This window comes from Streptomyces tirandamycinicus, assembly GCF_003097515.1.
GTDB lineage: Bacteria > Actinomycetota > Actinomycetes > Streptomycetales > Streptomycetaceae > Streptomyces > Streptomyces tirandamycinicus.
Genome location: NZ_CP029188.1, coordinates 3,148,708 through 3,167,783, shown reverse-complemented (window position 1 = coordinate 3,167,783; position 19,076 = coordinate 3,148,708). Strand labels below are relative to the sequence as shown.

Genomic DNA, 19,076 nt, shown 5'->3' with positions numbered 1-19,076 from the left:
CCCACGGGCGTGATCAGGATGTCGTCGTGATGCGCTTGAGCAGTTCCTCGGCAGCGGCTTCCCAGGCGGGGCGTCCGGAGCCGACCTTGCCTGTTTCGGGGTCGACGAGGTTGCCGGCGAAAGGCGTGTCCTGCGTGGTGAGCGGCCTCTCAGGCTCCGGAGTCGGGGGACGCATGTAGTTCACGTCCCCGAGACGCTTCATCGCGTCCTTGACCGTGACCTTGTGCTCAGTGATCGCCTTGTGTACGGCGTAGGCGATCGCATACAGCACGCCGGCGCTGGCCAGGTACGTCTTATCCCGCAAGGCGGCAGCGGTCTTCTCGCCGGAGAGGACGGCCGCGACGTCCGGCCACATGGCGAATCGGGACCAAAGCGCAGTGAGCTGCTCCCTAGCTTCTTCTTCGTGCGTCTCGACGTAGTCGTTCACGGCCTTGTCCCAGCCCTTGGTTGTCCGCTGAGACACGCCGATCAGCGCCGTTCCGCTGAGGTAGCGGATCGTCTTGAAGGAGAACAGCTTCGCGCTCAGCTTGCCGGGCGAGTCCTTGAAGAACTCGACACGGTCGGCACCGTTTCCGAAGATCGTGAGTTCCGGCTCCTGTACCAGCCTGATCATTAGTCGGTTGATCGGCTGGCGGCGGTCCATGCTCAGTCCGATGCTGGCGGATGGCGGCTTGGCGTTCCGCTGGAGGTCAGTGAAGTCCTGCGCTCGATGGAGCGGGTTGTCGTCGATGACCACGACCAACGGTTGTCCCGAGGCACGGAGCCGCTTCATCACCGGGTCCTCGTCCTCACCGTGCGCCTGGATCACGTCGGAGTACGCGCCGATGCGATGCTGCCCGTCGCCGACGTCGAACTGCGCGCCGTAGTTCAGGTAGAGGGTCCCAGGCATGATAGCCCGGCCTTCTTTGCCCGGATCCGGCTCGAATCGAGCCTCGATGTGCTTTGCGTAAAGCACAACTGCGCCGAGCACGAACTGATCTTCGTTCTCCAGGTACTCCGCGATGCCCTTCCGGTGGGCCTTGTCCTGAGGGCGGTTGCCGTGAGGCTGAGACCCCACCGGATTCCAGGGGTCCGGTTGGGCAACCGTCTTGACCAGTGCGACCGGGTCCATGGCGGTTGTGACCATGAGCCGATCGCCCTGCTTGTAGCCGATGCCTGGTAGTTGTAGCTCCACGAGGGCCTCCTACGTCATAGTCGCTGTCGCCTACGTCAGATTCTACCACTGAAACCCTCCGAATTTGGTCTCGATGGCCTCGAAGCGCTACCGTCGCCGCCCAAGGAGTGACGTAGCAGGTGAGGTGCGATTCATGACTCTTCACACCCTCGGCGGTAGCTCGAGCGGTTCCGAGGCCGGTGGCAATGGCGGCACTGACGGGAATGGCGACCTGTTCAGGTTCAGGCGCCCGTCGGGCGGCCTCGTGGGTGGCACGGCCCTTGGCCTCGCCGTCGCGGTCCACATGACCGGGGTGATCCCCGAGGGCCTTCCGAGCTATGCCGCGGGCGGTTTGGTCGGCGTCAGCGTCATGGGCGTGTTCCTCACCAAGTGCCTGCGCCCTGGGAAGGCCTGCTGAGACGGAGTCCCGGGGAAGGAGGATGAATGGCCCGCTGTGGCAGGTGGGGTCGCCGGCCCTCCCCAGGCTCGGGCGGCGGAGTCTCGTGCTGGTCGAGACCCACGGCGCGCAGCCACTCGGTAGCCCGCGCGGTGAGCCCGCCTATGGCCCATGAAGTGCTCCGTCCCGGCCAGGGCAGAGGTGAGCGTTGGTCTCACTTGTGGTCTCGGTTGCGGCTCGCTCCGAGTGAGTCTGTGGTTGTGCGGCTCAGTCCAGCATCACTTCTGACCTGCACCGGAGCATCCATGATGGACGCGGACGGACGCACCTGGAGCAAGATCGGACAACTTGTAATGCGTAGGTCGTCGGTTCGAATCCGACAGGGGGCTCTGTGGTAAACCCCAGGTCACATAGCCCGTGACCTGGGGTTTTCTGCTGCTCGGGGCATGGTGCGTCACGCGGCCGGGGTGCCGCGAGGTGGCTTGCGTGAGCGATGCGTGAGCGGAGCGGTCCGGTGCCCTACTTCTTGGGCCTCTTCCGCTTGGCCTTCTTCTCGGCCCTGGCCTCGGCCTTCGCCTTGTCCTTGGCCTTCTTGGCGGCCTTCGCAGCCTTGCGGGCGGCCTCCTCCGCCTCGGTCTTCCGCTGAAGCGGGACCAGCTTGGCGGTGGCCTCGGCCGCGTTCCTGCCGACCTGGGGCAGGACGCTTTGGTAGATGTCCCGCGTGATCCGGGTGTCGCTGTGCCCGAGCGTGTCCGACACGATCTTCACGTCGATGCCGGCGGCGAGCATGAGCGTGGCCGCGCCGTGGCGGAGGTCGTGCAGCCGGATCGGCGGCAGCCCGGAGGCGGTGACGAGGCGCTCGAAGAGGTCGGTGACCTTGCCGGGGTGTAGCCAGGAGCCGTCTTCCTGGGTGAAGACGAGGCCGGTCTCGACCCAGGCCGATGCCCACTCCTCGCGGTCCGCCGCTTGCTGCTTGCGATGCCGCTCCAGCACGTCGACGGTGTCGTCGTCCAGGGCCACGACGCGGAACCCGCTGTCGGTCTTCGGCTCGGACGCCTCGACTTCCCATCCGTCCTGGATGAGTTGGCCGGTGACGCTGAGGGAGTGCCGATCGAGGTTGGTCTCCGACCAAGGCTGGCCGCATGCCTCACCGCGACGCAGGCCGCGGAAGGCGATCAGATGCCACATGGCGTACAGGCGGTCCGTGGCCACGAAGTCCAGGAACGCACCGGTCTGTTCCGGCGTCCAGACCATGACGGGGGAGGGCTTTTCGCCGGTCTGTTGCCACCGGGCGACCCGCTCGTCCGTCCACACCCTGGCAGCAGGCCACCGCCGCCGCCGAACGCATTCCGCACCACCTCGACCAGACGGACGACGAAGCCTCCCAGGCCCACCTCGCCGCCTTCGGTGAAGCCCTCGACGCCCTCCCCCCTTCCTCGCACCCCAGCCCCTGCGGCCCCAACTCCGAGAGCCGGCGACCGCGTTCGAGCGCGCCACCCGCTCCCGCATACGGGCCGAACACCACCACGCCCGCGCCCTGCGCGGCGCAGTACGGACGATGGTCCGCGAGCCCGCTCCCAAGGACGGCGCCGTCCTTGCGATGTTCCTGGACGCGGCAATCCTCGTGGTCGTTGCCGCTGCCCGCTGGCACCAGCTCCGCCACCACGACCAGCAGGTCGCCGCCGCCCAGCAGACACTGCTCCACCTCCAGGCTGCCTACGACCAAGCCGCAGCCGCACCCCTGGCCGCCCTCGCGCAGCGCCAGCCACCTCAGCAGGCCGTGGAACGGCAGATCCGCCGCCTACGCCAAGTCGTGCCCGAGCATGCGGAGCAGATCATCGGAGACCCCGCTTTCGCGGCTCTCACCACCGCCCTCGCCGAGGCAGAAGCAGCCGGACACGACCCGGAACGGCTCCTCCAGCAGGTCGCCGACCAGCGCGCCCTGAACGACGCGCGCCGCCCCGCACGAGTCCTGGCCTGGCGCATCCAATGCCTCAGCGAAAGGCCGGCACCCAGGGCACAAGCCCGCGCAGCACAAGCCCACAGCCCAGCCTGGGCCGACAGCGCAGCACGGCGCCCCCACGCTCCAGAGCACACGGCAGCAGCCGCCCCGGCCCCGCAGCCGTCACAGGCACGGCGGCGCTGATCACGATCGCACGGACGGCCTGGGGCGGTGCCTCGTCCCGTTTCACGTTGGGTGCAGATCTTGTGGGGGAGTGCCTCGTTGAGGTGATTTCGTAGGGATCTGTGGTGTGCCTGCCAGGACCGGCTTCTACGGTCGTCGACGTTGAGCCCGCCGTGGGCGCGGACACCGTTGCGGGGTGGGTGGTGTGGTGCCGTCGTTGATCGAGGCGCTTGAGGCCAGGGAAGTGGCGGCTCGTGGCCGGGCCGATCGGCTGCGCGAGTAGATCGCCAGACTTTCCGAGGAGCTGTCGCAGGTGGAGGCGGAGCTGTCGCAGCTTCGGATCACCCGGGAGACCGTGGACGAGGTGCTGTCCGACGGTCCGGCGCGACTGCGGACTCGGTGAGGGATGTGGAGGCGGCGATGGCGCTGTTGACGGATCTGGCGGCGGTGATGCTCACTGCAGAGGCGTCCCGGGACGCCACGGTGACCCCGTCGGCCTACCGGCGGATCCTGGTGGCGTTCGCCGAGTACTACAACCTCAAGATCTGAGGCTGTAGTACTTGGGGCGGATCAGCTCGACGAGTCTGCGGCGGCCGGCTTTCCGTAGGGCGGCAGGGGACCCGTAGCGCCGAGATCCCCTCCCGAGGTGGGCGGGCGCCGTTCCAGACCCGCTGCCTGGACCAACACAGCGGATCTACTCAAGACCTCTCGCACTCGCTGAGCGAGAGGAAGCTGAGAGAGCAGGAGTGCACGATGACCGAAAGTGGCATTATATGAGTGATCTACGCGAGTAGCGAGAGTCATCCAAAACGCCCGCTATCTACCCTCTTTGTGGTCGATCAATTCTCGCCAATGCTGCATGCAGTCCTGAGTCAGCGCGCTCGGGTGCCAGCTCCGGACTGGTCTGTCAAAATGCAATTTTTAGCCAGTCGTAAGCGGGGTTGTTCTCGGTGCGCCATCGGCAGAATTCCCTGGTCAGGCCAGCTATGGGGAGTCGGCATACTGTGGAAAATTTCAGCCACGCAAAACTTCTGGCGCCTGAACCGGAGTGAAATCCTCCAAAGCGCCCCCCCCGTGTCATGTGATGTACATCACTCGCGTTCTCCTTGATCCCGGTGAGTAAAGGGTTCCTATAGTGAGTGGCGCAACGGGGAACGACCACTGATCACCATGCTGAAGCAGTGACGTAATGACACGGGGGCTACGTGCAGCAACTCTCTATTTTCCGCGAGAGTCTGCCCGGCTGTCCGCATTGCATTTTCAGCTGGCGTGCGCGTAACTACTCATCCGAGTCGCTTGCGTGGCACTCACCCTCCGAGTATTTCGGCAACCGCATCACGGGGGATCTGTTTTTCGTTGCGGAAGGTCCGACCATTGATGGAACTGGAACGGAGAGTGTCATGGCTGAGATAGCAGCGTTCATGAACAGACAGGAGATGTCCCCTCTCGAGGAGGGCATGGCCAAGACCGACGGTACGCCGATCATGGCAACCCCTGCGGCCGTCGCCATTCCGGCCGGCGCCAAGATCGCGGCGGCGGCGGTGGCCTTCACCATCCCCGTTGGCGCGTACGTCACGGGGCGCGTCTTCGGCTGAGGTGGGGAGATCTCGATGAACCGGATTACAGAGAGCGCGCGCAAGGCTGCATCGCCGACCCTCTCCGAGGTGCAAAGCGACAAGGTCGTGCGAATGATGCCGGTGGCCTTCACCCCCAGCGTCGTGGCGCTGTGCCCCTACGCGGCCGGCGGGCTGGCTGCGGGTGCTGCGGTGGTCGGCGCCTATGAGGCTGGGCGCGCGGCTGGCTGAGCCCCACCCCGATGCCTGCGCCCTGTGCGCGGGCTCGTAACGGCACCTGTGGAGTGACATCCCGTGGGTGCGACGAAGCTGTCGGGCCGCGCTCCAATCGCGGCCCGACAGCTTTCCTATGTTAGCCGATCCGCTGACGAGTCAGGAGGAATCTTGAGGTACCTGAAAAAGATCAGCTCGGCAGTTTTCGGCCCTGTGCCGATTTCCCGAGGCAGGGCGTTAGGGGTATCGGAGAGGCTGGCGGCACTCACAACCTTGTCCTCTTCTCTGGAGTATCTGCATCAGCACAGACACATGGATCCCGGCGGCCTGAACGACTGGGAGATCATGAAGAGGACCCCAGAGGCCAAGAGCGTATCCCTACGCAAGGTCGCAGATGTGGTGAGCGGAAAGAAAGTGACGCTGGCGCTGCATGCGACTCGGGCGGCAGTCAGCGTCGGCATGCTATTGCCAGGAAAGTCACGGTGGCGCGGCGCTGGGAGTCTTTTCCTCAGCGGCACCAACTGCCTACTGCAAGCTCGTCACCGTTACGGGACTGACGGGTCGGACCAGGTGGCAAACCTGGTTCAAAGTGTGACCGGGGTGGCCCGACTGGCAAAGAAGCCGGAAACTCAGGACGCCCTTCTGTGGTACATCGGAATACAGGCGACCATGTCCTATGCCATCTCCGGGTGGGTCAAGTTGGTGGGTGACAAATGGCGAGACGGAACGGCCCTTCCGGGAGTGATGCGGACGCGGACCTACGGCTCTGAACCGGTCTACCGACTGACACAGCGCTATCCGAAGACCTCCAAGGCCGTTCAGCACACCACCTTGGCAATGGAGTGTCTCTTTCCTCTCGTCTATGCCGCCGGCGGCCGATTCACCCGTCCGTTCCTGGCTGCTGCCGGCAGTTTTCACGTGGCCAACGGCTTCATCATGGGGCTCGGGCGGTTCATGACGGCATTCCCCGCGATGCATCCGATGGTCGCGTACACCACGGGACCCAAAGACCACCCTGCCGTCACAGGACGCGACGACCGGGCAGCGAAGGCGGCAGCGCTGCTGTTGGCTGGGGGAATCGCTGCCAGTGCTGTGGTCGCGGCCCAGCGCCGGGCTGTCGTTCTCGAAGGCTGGCCGACCTCCCGGAAGGTCGTGACCCGGCACGGCAATGAGCTGATGTATGAGACAGGGGGTCCGGAGTCGGATGCTCCGGTCCTGGTGTTCTGCGCGGGACTGGCCTCGACGTCGGAGCACTTCGCGTGGATCACCGAATGGTTCGCGCACGGCTCGGATCACGCCGTCGTGTCTTACGCACGGGCGGGCTACGCGGGGAGCCGACGCGGCAGCAAGGCACCCTATGAGCTGGCAGAGTCGGTCGATGACTTGGAGGACTTGGTACGCGCGGTCGTACCCGAGAACCGCAAGGTCGTGCTGGTCGGGCACTCCCTGGGCGGCGAGCTGATCCGGCGAGTCGCCGAGCGCATGCCGGAGCGACTGGCCGGTCTCGTCTATCTCGACCCGTCGCACCCCGCGGAACTCCAACGTTCGGACCGACAGCGTGCTGGAGCGAAGGACCTTCGAGTCACGCTGACCCACGTGGCCCGCTACGTTCAGCTGGGCACAGGGGTTCTAATGAGCCGGCCCGGCTGGGTCGATAGATTGCCCCCGGCGTACCGCGAGAAGGTGTTCGCGCAGTACACAGACGCCCGGCTGTGGACAGCGGGCAAGCGGGAATGGCTGGCTGTTGAGAAAGAATTCACTGAGTTCACAGGGGCCATCGGCCCGCTCACCACGCCCGCGTTGATCATCGCTGCGCAACAGACCGTGGACCAGGATCCGGAGCAGTTCCTGCTGTACAACGAGCTGGCTCGGGTCCATCAGAGCCAGGGCGAGAGGGGTGCCGTCGAAGTCATCGAGGGAGCCGACCACGACTCCATGCTGACCGAGGCGCGCTACGCCCACCACGCGGCCCGGCTCATGGCCGAGTTCCTGGCCGCAGAGTGCCAGCACGACGGGGCCGATACGGTCGCCGCTCACGAGGGAGGTGCTGAACGATGAAGCCTGCCGCACACTTCAAGGACGCGTTCACCGGGCCGGGCTCCCTCGCGAGATGGGTGGGAGCGGGCATGCTGGTGACGACGCTGGCCGCGCAGCATCCTCATCTCGTATTTGACCGTGCTCGCGCCAAGGATCTCTTCTCCATGGTGCCGAACTGGAAGTTCTTCGCCCCGAACCCGGCGGTCCACGACTTCCACTACACCTACCGGACCCTTGACCTGGACGGGGAGACCAGCGAGTGGCGCGAGATCGAGATGATCGCGTCCCGAAAACTACATCAGGCGTTCTGGTTCGCCTCCCGCCGCCCGGAGAAGGCGGTCTTCGACATCTGTACCGCCATCCTGCAAGAGGCGCAGAAGGGCGGAGTCCGGCAGGCTCAGACGCTGTCCTCCTACCAGCTGCTGGTCGAGTTCATCCGCCGCACAGTCCGCGAGGAGCAGGGCGAGGAGGCAGTGAGGGGATTCCAGTTCGCTGTCGTACGTGGCGCGGGGCACGACCGCGACGAAGAGCCGGAGACCCTCTTCGTCTCGCCCTACACGCTGATGAAGACGCCGACACCGCAGGCCCTGGCTCCTGCCTAGGCGCCAGGGCCTGCACAACCACAACGGTATGCCGCGGCGCCCTGCTTTCGCGCGGGGCGCCGCATTCCAGGGCCACCCTGACTCGGTGTGACCGCCGCCGCGGAGCCCGGTAAGGAACAGACACGTAGATGAATGATCAAATAGACGACAGCGGCTACGGCAAGCAGTTCGCCGGCTGGTACGACCGCCTATTCCCCAAGGACACCAACGCCGTCACCACTGCGGAGACGCTCGCCCGCCTCCATCCCGACCCTGAGAAGGGCACCCTGGAGTTCGGCGTGGGCACCGGCCGCATCGCCATCCCGCTCTCTCAGAAGGTCGGCCACATCATCGGTATCGACTCCTCCCCGGAGATGCTGGCGCTGCTGGCCGACGATCCCGGAAGCGCGGACGTCACAGGTGTCCATGCAGACATCCGCTCCTACAACGACGACCGCGCCTACGCACTCGTGTACGCGGTCTGCGGCGTCCTGTCCATGCTCCTGACCCCAGAGGACCAGCAAAAGGCTGTACAGCGGGCGGCCGGGCTCCTGGCGCCCGGGGGTCGCCTGGTGATCGAGAGCGGCAACCGGCCAGCCGTCGAGGCAATGCACGAGGGCCTCGCGCGAACAACCCTGTTCACCCCGTATCCAGAGCCTGGCACGGGACTCCAGACGCACTCGACCCTCCCTCCTGGAACTGATCTCTGGCAGTGCTCCCACGTCTGGTACGAAGCCGATGGAACCACCCGCGTGGGAAGTGAACTCGCCCGTCTGACCACCCCGGATGAGGTCGACGCCTACGCCGTCGTGGCCGGGCTCACTCCCGAAGCCCGGTATGCCGACTGGCAGTTGTCCCCGTACACGTCCCAGTACCCGATGTTCCTCACTACCTATCGGAAGGACATTTGAGGCGGAGCTGAACCGCCTGTCTCCGTGCCACGACCAGGAAGGGAATCATGGTGACAACCAATCGAGTAGTGTCGTTCGTCGTCGCCTTCATCGTCGCCGTGCCGGTCATGCTGACCGTCTTTCGCGAGAGCGGTGAAATCACCAGGGCCAGTTGGGCCAAGAGCCTTATTTTCGGCGGCAGCATTGCCGCGATTGCCGCGATTGCCTTCGGCAGGAGCAGGCAGTGAATGTATCTGCCGTCGTCCGCCGCCATCGGCTGTTGCTCGGCTCGGGCATCCTGCTGGGCCTGCTGGGAACGGCTGCGACGCTTCTGCAGCCATTACTCATCGGCGACTTGATCGAAGCGGTAGCCGTGGATGAGCCAACCATGCGGCCGATCCTGCTCCTTGCGGGGCTCTTCGCCGCAGACGCGCTGCTTGCCGCCACTCACTTCTATCTCATCGGGCGAGCCGGCGAGAACATCGTCTTCGACATGCGGGGCACCCTCACCGGGCGTCTGCTGCACTCCCGTATCCGCGCCTTCAACCGGCTCGAACATGGCGACGTCTTCACTCGCACGGTCGCCGACACGTCCTTGGCACGCGTCGCGCTCTCCTCTTCCGTATCTCAGATGATCACCTCCGGATCCACGGTCGTCGGCTGCGTTGGCGTCATGGCATGGCTCGACTGGCGGATGCTGCTGGCCACCGTCGGCTGCCTCGGAGCTGCCTCGGTGATCGGGCTCGGTTTGGCGCGAGCCGTGCGCAAGGCTGCTGTGACGAACCGCGAGGACACCAGCAACTACGGATCGGCGCTCTTACGAGTGCTGGGCGCCCTCACCACGGTGAAAGCCTCCCGCGCCGAAGAGCGCGAAGCAGAACGCATCGGAGAACTGGCTAATGCCGCGCGGGCCAGTGGTATCCACGTCACCCGCCTGTCGGCGATGCTGATGCCCGCCATGAACGTCGGTACTCAAGTGTCCCTTGCCGTGGTCATCGCCTGGGGCATGTCCCGTACAGCCACGGGCGCTCTGCCCATCGAGGATCTCACCGCGTTCATCATGTACCTCTTTTACCTGGTGTCCCCACTGGTGATGCTGTTCATGTCGCTTGGGGAGATCCAGCAGGGCCGGGCGGCCATCGACCGGGTCAAGGACCTGGCCCGCATCGAGACTGAGTCCACCGAAGGCGCTCCGGCCTCCACACCTGTTGCGGAGACGCCCGCCGTCGAGTTCAAAGACGTCACGTTCTCCTATAGCGACACCACCGAGCCCGCCCTGACCGGTGTGTCGTTCTCGCTGCCGCGCACCGGCGTAACCGCGATCGTGGGTCCTTCCGGGGCAGGCAAGACCACCCTGTTCCAGCTCATCGAGCGCTTCCAGGTGCCCGACGCAGGCACGGTCCGCCTGGCCGGCACGGACATAGGTGCTCTGCGCCTGGACGAGCTACGGTCCCGAATCGGCCTTGTCGAGCAGGACGCTCCCCTGATGCGCGGGACCATCAGGGAGAACCTCACCTACGCTCGCCCTGAGGCCACTGCCGCGGACATCGACGAAGTAATCGCTGCGGCCCACCTCGCTGACGTCGTCAGCGCTCTGCCGGACGGCCTGGACACCCACCTAGGTGAGGCCGGTATCGGTCTGTCCGGCGGGCAGCGGCAGCGCCTCGCTATCGCCCGCGCCCTGCTCACCCGCCCGGACGTACTGCTGCTGGACGAAGCCACCTCCCACCTCGACTCCGACTCCGAGACAGCGCTGCGCGAGGCCATCTCCGCCATCGGTGCGCGGTGCCTCGTCCTCACTATCGCCCACCGTCTCTCCACCACCATCGGCGCGGACCGCATCCTCGTGATCGAGGACGGAAAGTTGCGTGCTACCGGCACTCACACCGAGCTGATGGAGGGCGACACGACGTACCAACGCCTCGCCAGCAGACAGATGACACCTGTCGGGGGAGGGGCCCGGTGACCGACGCCGCGATCGTGGGCACGGGTCCCAACGGGCTCGCCGCCGCTGTGACCCTCGCCAGAGCCGGGCTCAAAGTTGCCCTGCACGAACAGGCCGACACGCCTGGCGGTGGTCTGCGCTCGACGTCGCTGTTCGATAGCGCCGTCGTCCACGACATCTGCTCGGCAGTCCACCCGATGGCTGCTGCCTCCGCGTTCTTCCGGGCATTCGACCTGCCTTCTCGCGGCGTCCACCTGCTCCAGCCCGACATCCCCTACGCCCACCCCCTACCTGGCGGCCACGTGGCGGCAGCCCGGCGGAGCATCGCCCGCACCGCCGAGCACCTCGGTGCAGATGGGCGTCGCTGGACACGTTTGCTGGGCCCGCTTGTGGAACGGTCCACCACTGTGGTCGACCTGTTTCTCTCCGATCAGCGCTCCCTGCCCCACGACCTTCTCACGCCCGCGCTCCTGGTCCCTCGGGTTCTGGCACACGCCACGAAGCGCACACCGTTCACGACCTTGGAGGCCAGAGCCCTGCTGACAGGCGTGGCCGCCCATGCCGTCGGAAGACTGCCTTCGCTGGCGTCGGCAGCTGTAGCCCTGCTATTGGCCCACACCGCCCACGCCAGTGGCTGGCCACTGCCGGAAGGCGGAAGCATCCGCATCGCCGACGCACTCGTCGCCGACATCACCGCGCACGGCGGCACGATTCACACCGGCCACCACGTCAAGGACTTGGCGGAGCTGGGCAATGTACCCCTTGTCCTTTTGGACGTGAGCCCAAAGGAATTCCTCGCCATCGCCGGCGACCAACTCCCCACGGCGTATCGCCAGGCTCTGCGCCGCTACCGCTATGGCCCGGGCGCGGCCAAGGCCGACTTCCTTGTCAGCGAGCCCATCCCGTGGACCAACCCCGTCGTGCGACAGGCCGGCACAGTGCACCTTGGCGGCACACACGCCGACATCGTCAGACAGGAGAACGCCACCGCCGCAGGTCAACGGATCCCCGATCCGTTCATGCTGGTCGTCGACCCGGCCGTCACCGACCCGACACGAGCCTCCGGCCGTAAACGTCCGGTGTGGGCATACGCCCACGTGCCCAACGGAGACACCCGCGATCCGGTCAAGACGATCCGTGCACGCATCGAGGAGTACGCCCCCGGGTTCACGGACACGATCATCGCCTCTCGCGGCCTGTCGGCAGCCCAGTACGCGACGTACAACCCGAATTACGTCGGCGGGGACATCGCCTGCGGCGCTCTGACCCTGCGCCAGACCCTGGCACGCCCGGCCTTGCGCCGGGATCCGTACACCACCCCCCTGCCAGGCGTGTACCTGTGCTCGGCCTCAACTCCGCCAGGCCCGTCTGTCCACGGCATGTGCGGCTACTTTGCCGCGCTCTCTGCGCTCCGACGCCACCACGGCGTACGGACATCGCCCGACCTGTCCCCGAAGCAGAATCAGGAGTCCTTCTAATGCGCACACGTGTCTGGGTAGCCTCCGCGGTCGCCGCCACCGGCTTGGCGTTAGCCCTCGCAGCCCCGGCCTCGGCGAGCGAAGACACATCAGTCGGCACCGTCGAGTGGTCGACCGAGTTCGAAACGGCCGCTGCGACAGGACAGCGGTGGACCGAGTCAGGGAGCTCCGCCATCACGCGCGACCTGGTACTCAGCGGAACGCTCTCCAACACCGGCGACAACTGCTACTCGCTGTGGACAAGGTTCGTGTTCGACCTTGCTCCGGGACCCACCCGCAAGCAAGCCCAGATATGCGGTCCCGGAACCGTCGACGTCGACGCACGCCAGGCTTATCGGCCCACCACCACCGGATACCTCACGGTCTGCAAGGGCACGGAGAACACCAATGAATGCGCTCCGTGGGAGAGCATCACCTGGTGGCCCATCAACCAGAACTGACCCCTTCCCTCCGCCGTGCAGTGCTCTGCGAAGTCGGCATCGCTGCAGAGCCCTCGCCAACCAGCAGTGAATCGTCGCAACATCCAATGAACGAGGTGCACTCTTGCTGACGTCCCTGTGGAAACGCCACGGCCTGTTCATCGCGGTCGGGGCGCTCTGCATCCTGGTGAACAGTCAGGGCTTGGGGCCGCTGTGGTACACCGGGGTCATCCTTCTGGTATTCGGCGGGTTGATGCGCTGGGGTTTGTGGCGCAATCAGCGTCCGCCGCAAGGACAGACGCCGATCCCGGTCGATGTGCCCGTCACTGGACGCTGGCGGGCCATCAACGGCCCTGGCACGAAGGTCCCCAGTCACACGCACAGCCATGCGCAGACCTACGCCATAGACCTGACATACCACCCGGCCGCAGAGCCCACGCCAGCATTCCGCTGGCTCTGGCCGCTCGGCAGCCGTCCGCAGCAATACCCCGCCTTCGGTAGCCCTGTTCTGGCCCCCGGCGACGGCGTTGTCGTAGCGAGCGCCGACCGTCAGCGCGATCATTTGTCCCGTACTTCGCTGCCTGGCTTTGTCTATCTCTACCTGGAGGGCTTCGTACGCAGCCTGGGCTGGCCCCGCCACCTGTGGGGCAACTACATCATTCTCGATCTCGGTGAGGGCGTGTACGCGGGTTTCGCGCATCTCAAGCGTGGCTCCCTCCGTGTGGCCGTGGGCGACCGGGTCACCACAGGTCAGCAGCTCGCCGAATGCGGCAACTCCGGCAACTCCTCCGAACCCCACCTGCATTTCCAACTCATGAGCGGCCCGGACTCCGAAACCGCCTACGGTCTGCCCTTCGAGTGGCGCTACCGGGACGACGACGGCGCCGAACACAACGGAGTGCCCAAGGACGCCGTCTACTTCACCTCACTTGAGCCCCAGTCCCAATAGTGGTGATGCCTGCTGTCCGCGCCGGACTGCGCGTGTCGATACACGGCGAGCGCATGGCCACTGCCGACAGCCAGCCCGCACGGTGCTGGACTTCCTGCACGCAGGCATGTCCTCCGAGGGCCGGGCCATCGACGACCCGGAGCTGATCGAATGGCGCGGTGGAGGGCCGTACGACTGGAACAACATCGCATAGCAGCAACCCGCGTCCGCTCCTCATTCGGTAGGCGCTCGGCGACTTGCCAGACGTGTCCATGGCTGCCCGGACCAGCACAGCTCCCGAGCCGCAGGCTGGGCGAGTCGCCGAGGTCTACCAGACAAGGTCGGCGCGCCGCCGCGCTTCGAGCCTGCGCACGGCGGCGATGCTTGACCGGGGCCGCCGCCGGTGCCGTCAGACCCACGGACCTGCGTGAGCGATGCGTGAGCGGATGGTGCAGCACAGGCCCTCACAGGATGGATCGACCGTCAGGTCAAACGTCGCTGACCAGGCAAAATCAGACGGCCGAACACCACCCAGAACCCCCCGTCGTGATCGCGCAAGCCCTTGTAATGCGTAGGTCGTCGGTTCGAATCCGACAGGGGGCTCCGCGAAACCCCAGGTCACATGTTCCATGACCTGGGGTTTCTGCTGTCCGGGGTGCGACGGGGCGCGGCGGGGCGCGACGGGGCCCACGGTGGGGACGGTGCGGAACGGCCTGCGAGAGCGACGTGGGTGACGTGAGCGACGGGTGAGCGGAAGGATGCGGCCGGACGGCGGGAATGCCACCGGCTCGAAGGCGGGCACCGCCTTCGGCGACGTCGTCGAAGGGGTGGACTGCCCTGCTGCCGGACCGCCCGTCGGGCTGGGCCGATCCGTCGTGGGGCGACGCCGACATGGCGGCCGCCGGTACCAACCAGGCGTTGGGGCGGCGACGCGCTGTCTGCTGCGATTCATGCGCACAGTCGGTGCGGGGCCGCGCTGTGTGCAACGCGGCGGGAACGTAACGGCGGTTGGCGCGCCCCGTTGCCCGCAGAGGAAGTAGTGGAGGGTGTCATGGACTACTTGAGGGCGGTGTTCGCCATGCTGGGCGAGTCGACCGCTCCCGCGGAGAGCAGTGCGCGGCAGTGGCGGGCCCTTGAGGCCCGCCTCGGGACCGGCCTTCCCGACGACTACAAGGCAGTCGTCGACGCCCATGCTCCGGTGCAGATGAACGGTCATCTCTACCTGGTGTCCCCGGATGAAGGGCTGGCTGAATACATCGAAAGGGTCGTCGAAGAGTTCCGGGACACGTCGTGGCGCGACGACGTCGCCTGCCGGGGATTCGAGAGGACCGGGCCTCGGTTCGGAGGCGCGGCGGGAATGATTCCCCTGGCCGACACCGACCGGGGGGACTATGTCTTCAGCGTGAGGGAGCCGGACACCGGCGCGTGGCGAATCCTCACCTGTGATGGCGACGAACAGGATTTCCACGAGTAGCGGATGGGCTTCGCCGAATGGCTTCACGGCTATCTCGTGGGCGGCGACATGATCGGCCCCGGCAGCTCGGTCTTCTATCCGGGGCCCGTTCGCATGGAACGGTGGTCGCGCGTCCGGGGGGAGCGCCCGCTCGTCTGGCACGGGCCAGACAGGGGAAGGTGACCAGGGGGAGACAGGGGAGGCAACTGCGGCGACCGGCTTTGTGGTTCTTCCCGCAGAGCTGCCGGCCGGGCCGGACCGAACCGTCGTCCGGCGGCATCGGCACGGCCGGCCGCTGGTACCGGCGGGGCACCGGAGCCCTCGCCCGATGGGCGCCCGCTCCCTCACCGGCGATCCGGCGAGTGCCCCGGCCGGTCCCCCTGCCGGACGTCGCGGCCCGGTGACGGGACCGGTGCGCCGAGGTGTTCGGGCCCGGTACGGCACCGCGCCCCGCACCCGAGGACGGGGCGGGGCGCGGTGGAGCGGCGGGTCAGCGGTTCGCGCAGATCACGTACACCGAGACTCCCACGTCGCCGAACCGGTTCTGGCGGCCGAGGCCGATCCAGCCACGCCCGTCGTCGGTCGGGAACGAGCCGACCAGGATCGCGTCGCTGCCCTGTGCCTCCGCGCCGCCGCTGATGGCCACCTTCCCGGGCGGGCAGTAGGCCACCCGCCGCTGGAAGTTCGGCACGTTCTGGTTCGGCAGCCGGACGAGCTGGTACCCGTCGATCGCCGCCGGGGCGGCCGGGGCCGCCTGCGGCTCGGCCGGCGCCTTGCTGTCCGCCGCCTGCGCCCAGCCGACACCCGACATCAGGGCCAGCACCAGCGCACCCGCGCCGAGAGCCTTCTTGCCTCGCATCCTGCTCCTCAAGCCTTGTGGGGTCCCGCCTGCCGGGACCCGCGGCGCCCGCCACTCTGCCAGCCCGAACCACCCCAAAATCCTCCTCATCGGGGCAAACGCCCGGAACGAATGACGAGGAAGCACGAGGGGCGCGCAGGCGGGCAGCCCGACCGCCCCCGGAAGCTCCGCGGCGCGGTCGCGGCCGCGGGGCGGACGCCGGCCGTTGCCCCGGTTGCGGCGAATCGTTCAGGCCGGGGACGGGCCGGCCGTCGCTCAACCGGAAGGACCGGCGAAGTGGGCGTGCCGGACCGGGCGCGCATGCCGGCCGGCGAGGGCCTGGGATGCGGACGGCAACCCGATCCGGATGCGGAGCCGAGGGCGCGCTGGCGGGCCCGGTGGAACCCAAGCCGAGCGGCGTCGCGCCGAACCGGGCCCGCCCGTAGTCCGCCGCCCGGCTGCTCCTCCCCCAGGGCGCCGCGCGGCTGCTCCTCCGCCCGGGTGCCGCCGGGCTGCGCTCAGTGGCGGCCCGAGACCCGGTTCGCCAGTGCGGCGATGCGTGCCGTGTCCGCCGTGTGGTGGGTGAGTTCGCGGCGGTCGGCCCGGCGGTAGGCGGCGTAGAGCGTGTGGACGCCGAGCCAGCGGAGGGGTTCGGGTTCCCACTTGCGGACCTTGTGGCCGACCCAGGGGAGAGCCGTGAGTTCGGTGGGGCCGGCCTGGCCGGAGTCCTGCCGGACGAGGTCGCGGAGGGTGCGGGCGGCGAGGTTGGCGGCGGCCACGCCGGAGCCGACGTAGCCGCCCGCCCAGCCGAGTCCGGTGGAGCGGTCCAGGGTGACCGTGGCGCACCAGTCGCGGGGGACGCCGAGGACGCCGGACCAGGCGTGGGTGATCTCCGTGCCGGTGAGCTGCGGGAAGAAGCGGAACAGCACGCCCCGCAGGGCCTCGACGGTGGCGGCCTGGGTGCTGCCGTCGTTGTCGGTGCGGGAGCCGTAGCGGTAGGGGACGCCCCGGCCGCCGAGCGCGATGCGGTCGTCGGCGGTGCGCTGGGCGTAGACGTAGGCGTGCGCCATGTCGCCCAGGGTCTCGCGGCCGGTCCACCCGATCCGCTCCCAGACCTCCTCCGGCAGCGGCGCCGTGACGATCATGGAGGAGTTCATGGGCAGCCAGGTACGGCGCTGGCCGGCCAGGGAGGCGGTGAAGCCCTCGGTGCAGCGCAGCACGTAGGGGGCCCGGACGGTGCCGTAGGGGGTGACCGCGTGCTTCGGCCTGATCTCCGTGACGGGGGTGGACTCGTGGATGGTGACGCCGAGTGCCTCTACGGCGCCGGCGAGTCCCTTGAGGAGTCTGACCGGGTGCAGGCGGGCGCCGTGCGGGGTCCAGCCGGAGCCGACGGCCCCGGCGACGCGGACGCGCTCGGCGGTCTCGCGGGCGCCGTACAGTTCGCGGTCCTTCTCGCCGAAGGCGATCTCGGTGGCGTGGAAGGCCTTGAGGCGGGCGAGCTGGGCGGGGGTGCAGGCGACTTCGAGGACGCCGCCCCGGTGGATGCCGGCGTCGATGCCCTCCTCCGCGGCGGTGCGGATCACCTCGTCGACGGTGTCGTTCATGGCCTGCTGCAGACGCACGGCGGCGTCGTGGCCGTGGAGCCGGGCGTAGCGGTCGCGGCCCGCGATGCCGTTGTAGAGCCAGCCGCCGTTGCGTCCCGAGGCCCCGTAGCCGCAGAACCTGGACTCGAGCACGGTGATGTCGAGGAAGGGGACGGCCTTCTTGAGGTAGTACGCCGTCCACAGCCCGGTGTATCCGCCGCCGACGATGCACACGTCGGCGGTCGTGTCACCCGGCAGGGGTTCGCGCGGCGCGGGAATGCCGTCGTCCGCGTACCAGAAGGAGATGCCGCCGTTGATCGTGCTCGTCATGGGCTGTTCGTACACCCGTGCCCATGGGGCTGTCCAGGTGGGAGCGGTGGACGTCGGTACGCCCCCGAGCGCATACGGCGGGGTCCCGGCGGCGTGTGCGGGGAGGGCCGCAGGGAGGACCGGGGGAGGACCGCGGGGAGGACCGGGGGAAGGCCGCGGGGAGGCGGACCGATGAGTTCTGCACCGCCCCGCGGTCTTATCGCCGGCAGAACGAGTCGGCGACGGAACGGAGACGAAGAGGATGCCTGCAACCGGTGCGAACGCGGCGGCCGTGAAGTCGACGCTCGTTTCGAGTGACGGGACCAGGATCGCCTTTGAGCGGTCCGGCAGTGGTCCGGCGGTGCTCCTGGTCTCGTCGGCGCTGGCCGACCGGTCCGACGCCGCCAAGCTCGCCGGCCTGCTGTCCCAGCACCTCACGGTGATCAACTATGACCGCCGGGGCCGGGGCGCCAGCGGCGACAGCGCGGACTACGCGGTCGAGCGCGAGGTGGAGGACATCGCGGCGCTCATAGGCGTGGCCGAGGGCCCGGTCTCGCTGTTCGGCAGTTCCTCCGGGGCCGTCCTGGCGCTGCGTGCGGCCACGGCGGGGCTGGGCATCCGGCGGCTCGCACTGTACGAACCGCCGTTCGTGGTCGACGACGACGGTTTTGGGCCGCCGCCGGGCTTCGCGCGCCACGTCGACGGGTTGATCGCCCAGGGCCGGCGCGGCGACGCGGTGAAGTACTTCATGACCGAGGCCCAGGGGATGCCGGGGTTCGTCGTGGCGCTGATGCGGTTCATGCCGGGCGTCTGGTCCAACCTCAGGGCGCTGGCCCACACCCTGCCGTACGACATCGCGGTGATGGGCGACACCCAGCAGGGCAAGCCGCTGGAGGCGGGCGTGTGGTCCGCCGCGAAGGTACGGACGCTCGTCCTCAGCGGTGGCAAGAGCGCCACGGGGTTCCAGCGCGCCGCGCGGGCACTGGCGGGGGTGCTGCCCGACGCGGAGCACCGTACGCTCGACGGCCTCAACCACGGTGCCGTGGTGATGGCTCCCAGGAAGCTCGCACCGAGCCTGGTGGAGTTCCTGCGGGACTGACCCGGTCCGCCGCCCGGCCGGTCCGCTCGGCCGGTCCGCCGGGCCGGGGCGCGC

General features: G+C 67.8%; 17 protein-coding genes and 2 pseudogenes. 15 read left to right on the top strand and 4 right to left on the bottom strand.

The features are described 5' to 3' along the window. Positions 1-13 precede the first annotated feature (13 nt). The gene (locus DDW44_RS13960; protein WP_108906651.1) at positions 14-1,174 is read right to left on the bottom strand and encodes a DNA sulfur modification protein DndB; all 1,161 of its coding nucleotides are present in this window, start codon (positions 1,172-1,174) and stop codon (positions 14-16) included. A 133-nt stretch (positions 1,175-1,307) separates the two neighbouring features. On the opposite strand from DDW44_RS13960, the gene DDW44_RS13955 reads away from it, so the two are divergent. Further along, positions 1,308-1,571 (top strand): hypothetical protein, encoded by a 264-nt coding sequence (locus tag DDW44_RS13955; RefSeq protein ID WP_108906650.1) that lies wholly within the window; start codon positions 1,308-1,310, stop codon positions 1,569-1,571. A gap of 498 nt (positions 1,572-2,069) precedes the next feature. On the opposite strand, the pseudogene DDW44_RS13950 reads toward DDW44_RS13955, so the two are convergent. Next, positions 2,070-2,882, bottom strand: a pseudogene (locus DDW44_RS13950) (site-specific integrase); the annotation flags it as partial. Here DDW44_RS13950 and DDW44_RS13945 point away from each other — a divergent pair. From DDW44_RS13945 to DDW44_RS13890, 13 genes and pseudogenes are all read left to right on the top strand, one after another. Next, a pseudogene (locus tag DDW44_RS13945) lies at positions 2,852-3,696 on the top strand (mobilization protein); the annotation flags it as partial. The pseudogenes DDW44_RS13950 and DDW44_RS13945 sit on opposite strands and share 31 nt — an antisense overlap. Before the next feature lie 399 nt (positions 3,697-4,095). Next, positions 4,096-4,224: a hypothetical protein gene (locus DDW44_RS33195; RefSeq protein ID WP_279634806.1), complete on the top strand. Its 129-nt coding sequence runs from the start codon at positions 4,096-4,098 to the stop codon at positions 4,222-4,224. 851 nt (positions 4,225-5,075) lie between these two features. Further along, entirely contained in the window at positions 5,076-5,270 is a 195-nt protein-coding gene (locus DDW44_RS13940) for a hypothetical protein (protein WP_108906649.1), read from the top strand. Positions 5,271-5,285: 15 nt separating this feature from the next. Then, positions 5,286-5,480 (top strand): hypothetical protein, encoded by a 195-nt coding sequence (locus DDW44_RS13935; RefSeq protein ID WP_108906648.1) that lies wholly within the window; start codon positions 5,286-5,288, stop codon positions 5,478-5,480. A 255-nt stretch (positions 5,481-5,735) separates the two neighbouring features. After that, on the top strand, positions 5,736-7,520 hold the full coding sequence (locus DDW44_RS13930) for an alpha/beta fold hydrolase (RefSeq protein ID WP_244224031.1): 1,785 nt from the start codon (positions 5,736-5,738) through the stop codon (positions 7,518-7,520). Continuing rightward, complete coding sequence (locus tag DDW44_RS13925; RefSeq protein ID WP_108906647.1) at positions 7,517-8,101, top strand: hypothetical protein; 585 nt, start codon at positions 7,517-7,519, stop codon at positions 8,099-8,101. Before DDW44_RS13930 ends, DDW44_RS13925 begins: the two co-directional genes overlap by 4 nt. Before the next feature lie 128 nt (positions 8,102-8,229). Next, on the top strand, positions 8,230-8,991 hold the full coding sequence (locus DDW44_RS13920; RefSeq protein WP_108906646.1) for a class I SAM-dependent DNA methyltransferase: 762 nt from the start codon (positions 8,230-8,232) through the stop codon (positions 8,989-8,991). A gap of 47 nt (positions 8,992-9,038) precedes the next feature. After that, complete coding sequence (locus tag DDW44_RS31660) at positions 9,039-9,218, top strand: hypothetical protein (RefSeq protein WP_146207015.1); 180 nt, start codon at positions 9,039-9,041, stop codon at positions 9,216-9,218. After that, positions 9,215-10,936 carry an ABC transporter ATP-binding protein gene (locus DDW44_RS13915; RefSeq protein WP_108906645.1) on the top strand — a complete coding sequence of 574 codons (1,722 nt, stop codon included), beginning with the start codon at positions 9,215-9,217 and terminating at the stop codon, positions 10,934-10,936. Before DDW44_RS31660 ends, DDW44_RS13915 begins: the two co-directional genes overlap by 4 nt. Continuing rightward, entirely contained in the window at positions 10,933-12,393 is a 1,461-nt protein-coding gene (locus DDW44_RS13910; RefSeq protein WP_108906644.1) for a phytoene desaturase family protein, read from the top strand. Before DDW44_RS13915 ends, DDW44_RS13910 begins: the two co-directional genes overlap by 4 nt. Further along, positions 12,393-12,833, top strand: coding sequence for a hypothetical protein (locus tag DDW44_RS13905; RefSeq protein ID WP_108906643.1), 441 nt, complete (start codon positions 12,393-12,395; stop codon positions 12,831-12,833). Before DDW44_RS13910 ends, DDW44_RS13905 begins: the two co-directional genes overlap by 1 nt. A 103-nt stretch (positions 12,834-12,936) precedes the next feature. Further along, positions 12,937-13,761, top strand: a complete 825-nt coding sequence (locus DDW44_RS13900) for a M23 family metallopeptidase (RefSeq protein ID WP_208647959.1) — start codon at positions 12,937-12,939, stop codon at positions 13,759-13,761. Positions 13,762-14,791: 1,030 nt separating this feature from the next. Beyond that, positions 14,792-15,214, top strand: a complete 423-nt coding sequence (locus DDW44_RS13890; RefSeq protein WP_244224030.1) for an SMI1/KNR4 family protein — start codon at positions 14,792-14,794, stop codon at positions 15,212-15,214. Between the two features lie 469 nt (positions 15,215-15,683). On the opposite strand, the gene DDW44_RS13880 is transcribed toward DDW44_RS13890, so the two are convergent. Both DDW44_RS13880 and DDW44_RS13875 read right to left on the bottom strand, forming a co-directional pair. Next, entirely contained in the window at positions 15,684-16,052 is a 369-nt protein-coding gene (locus tag DDW44_RS13880; protein ID WP_108906640.1) for a hypothetical protein, read from the bottom strand. Positions 16,053-16,549: 497 nt separating this feature from the next. Next, positions 16,550-17,944, bottom strand: coding sequence for an NAD(P)/FAD-dependent oxidoreductase (locus tag DDW44_RS13875; RefSeq protein ID WP_108906639.1), 1,395 nt, complete (start codon positions 17,942-17,944; stop codon positions 16,550-16,552). A gap of 241 nt (positions 17,945-18,185) precedes the next feature. On the opposite strand from DDW44_RS13875, the gene DDW44_RS13870 reads away from it, so the two are divergent. After that, complete coding sequence (locus DDW44_RS13870) at positions 18,186-19,022, top strand: alpha/beta fold hydrolase (protein WP_244224029.1); 837 nt, start codon at positions 18,186-18,188, stop codon at positions 19,020-19,022. Positions 19,023-19,076: the final 54 nt, after the last annotated feature.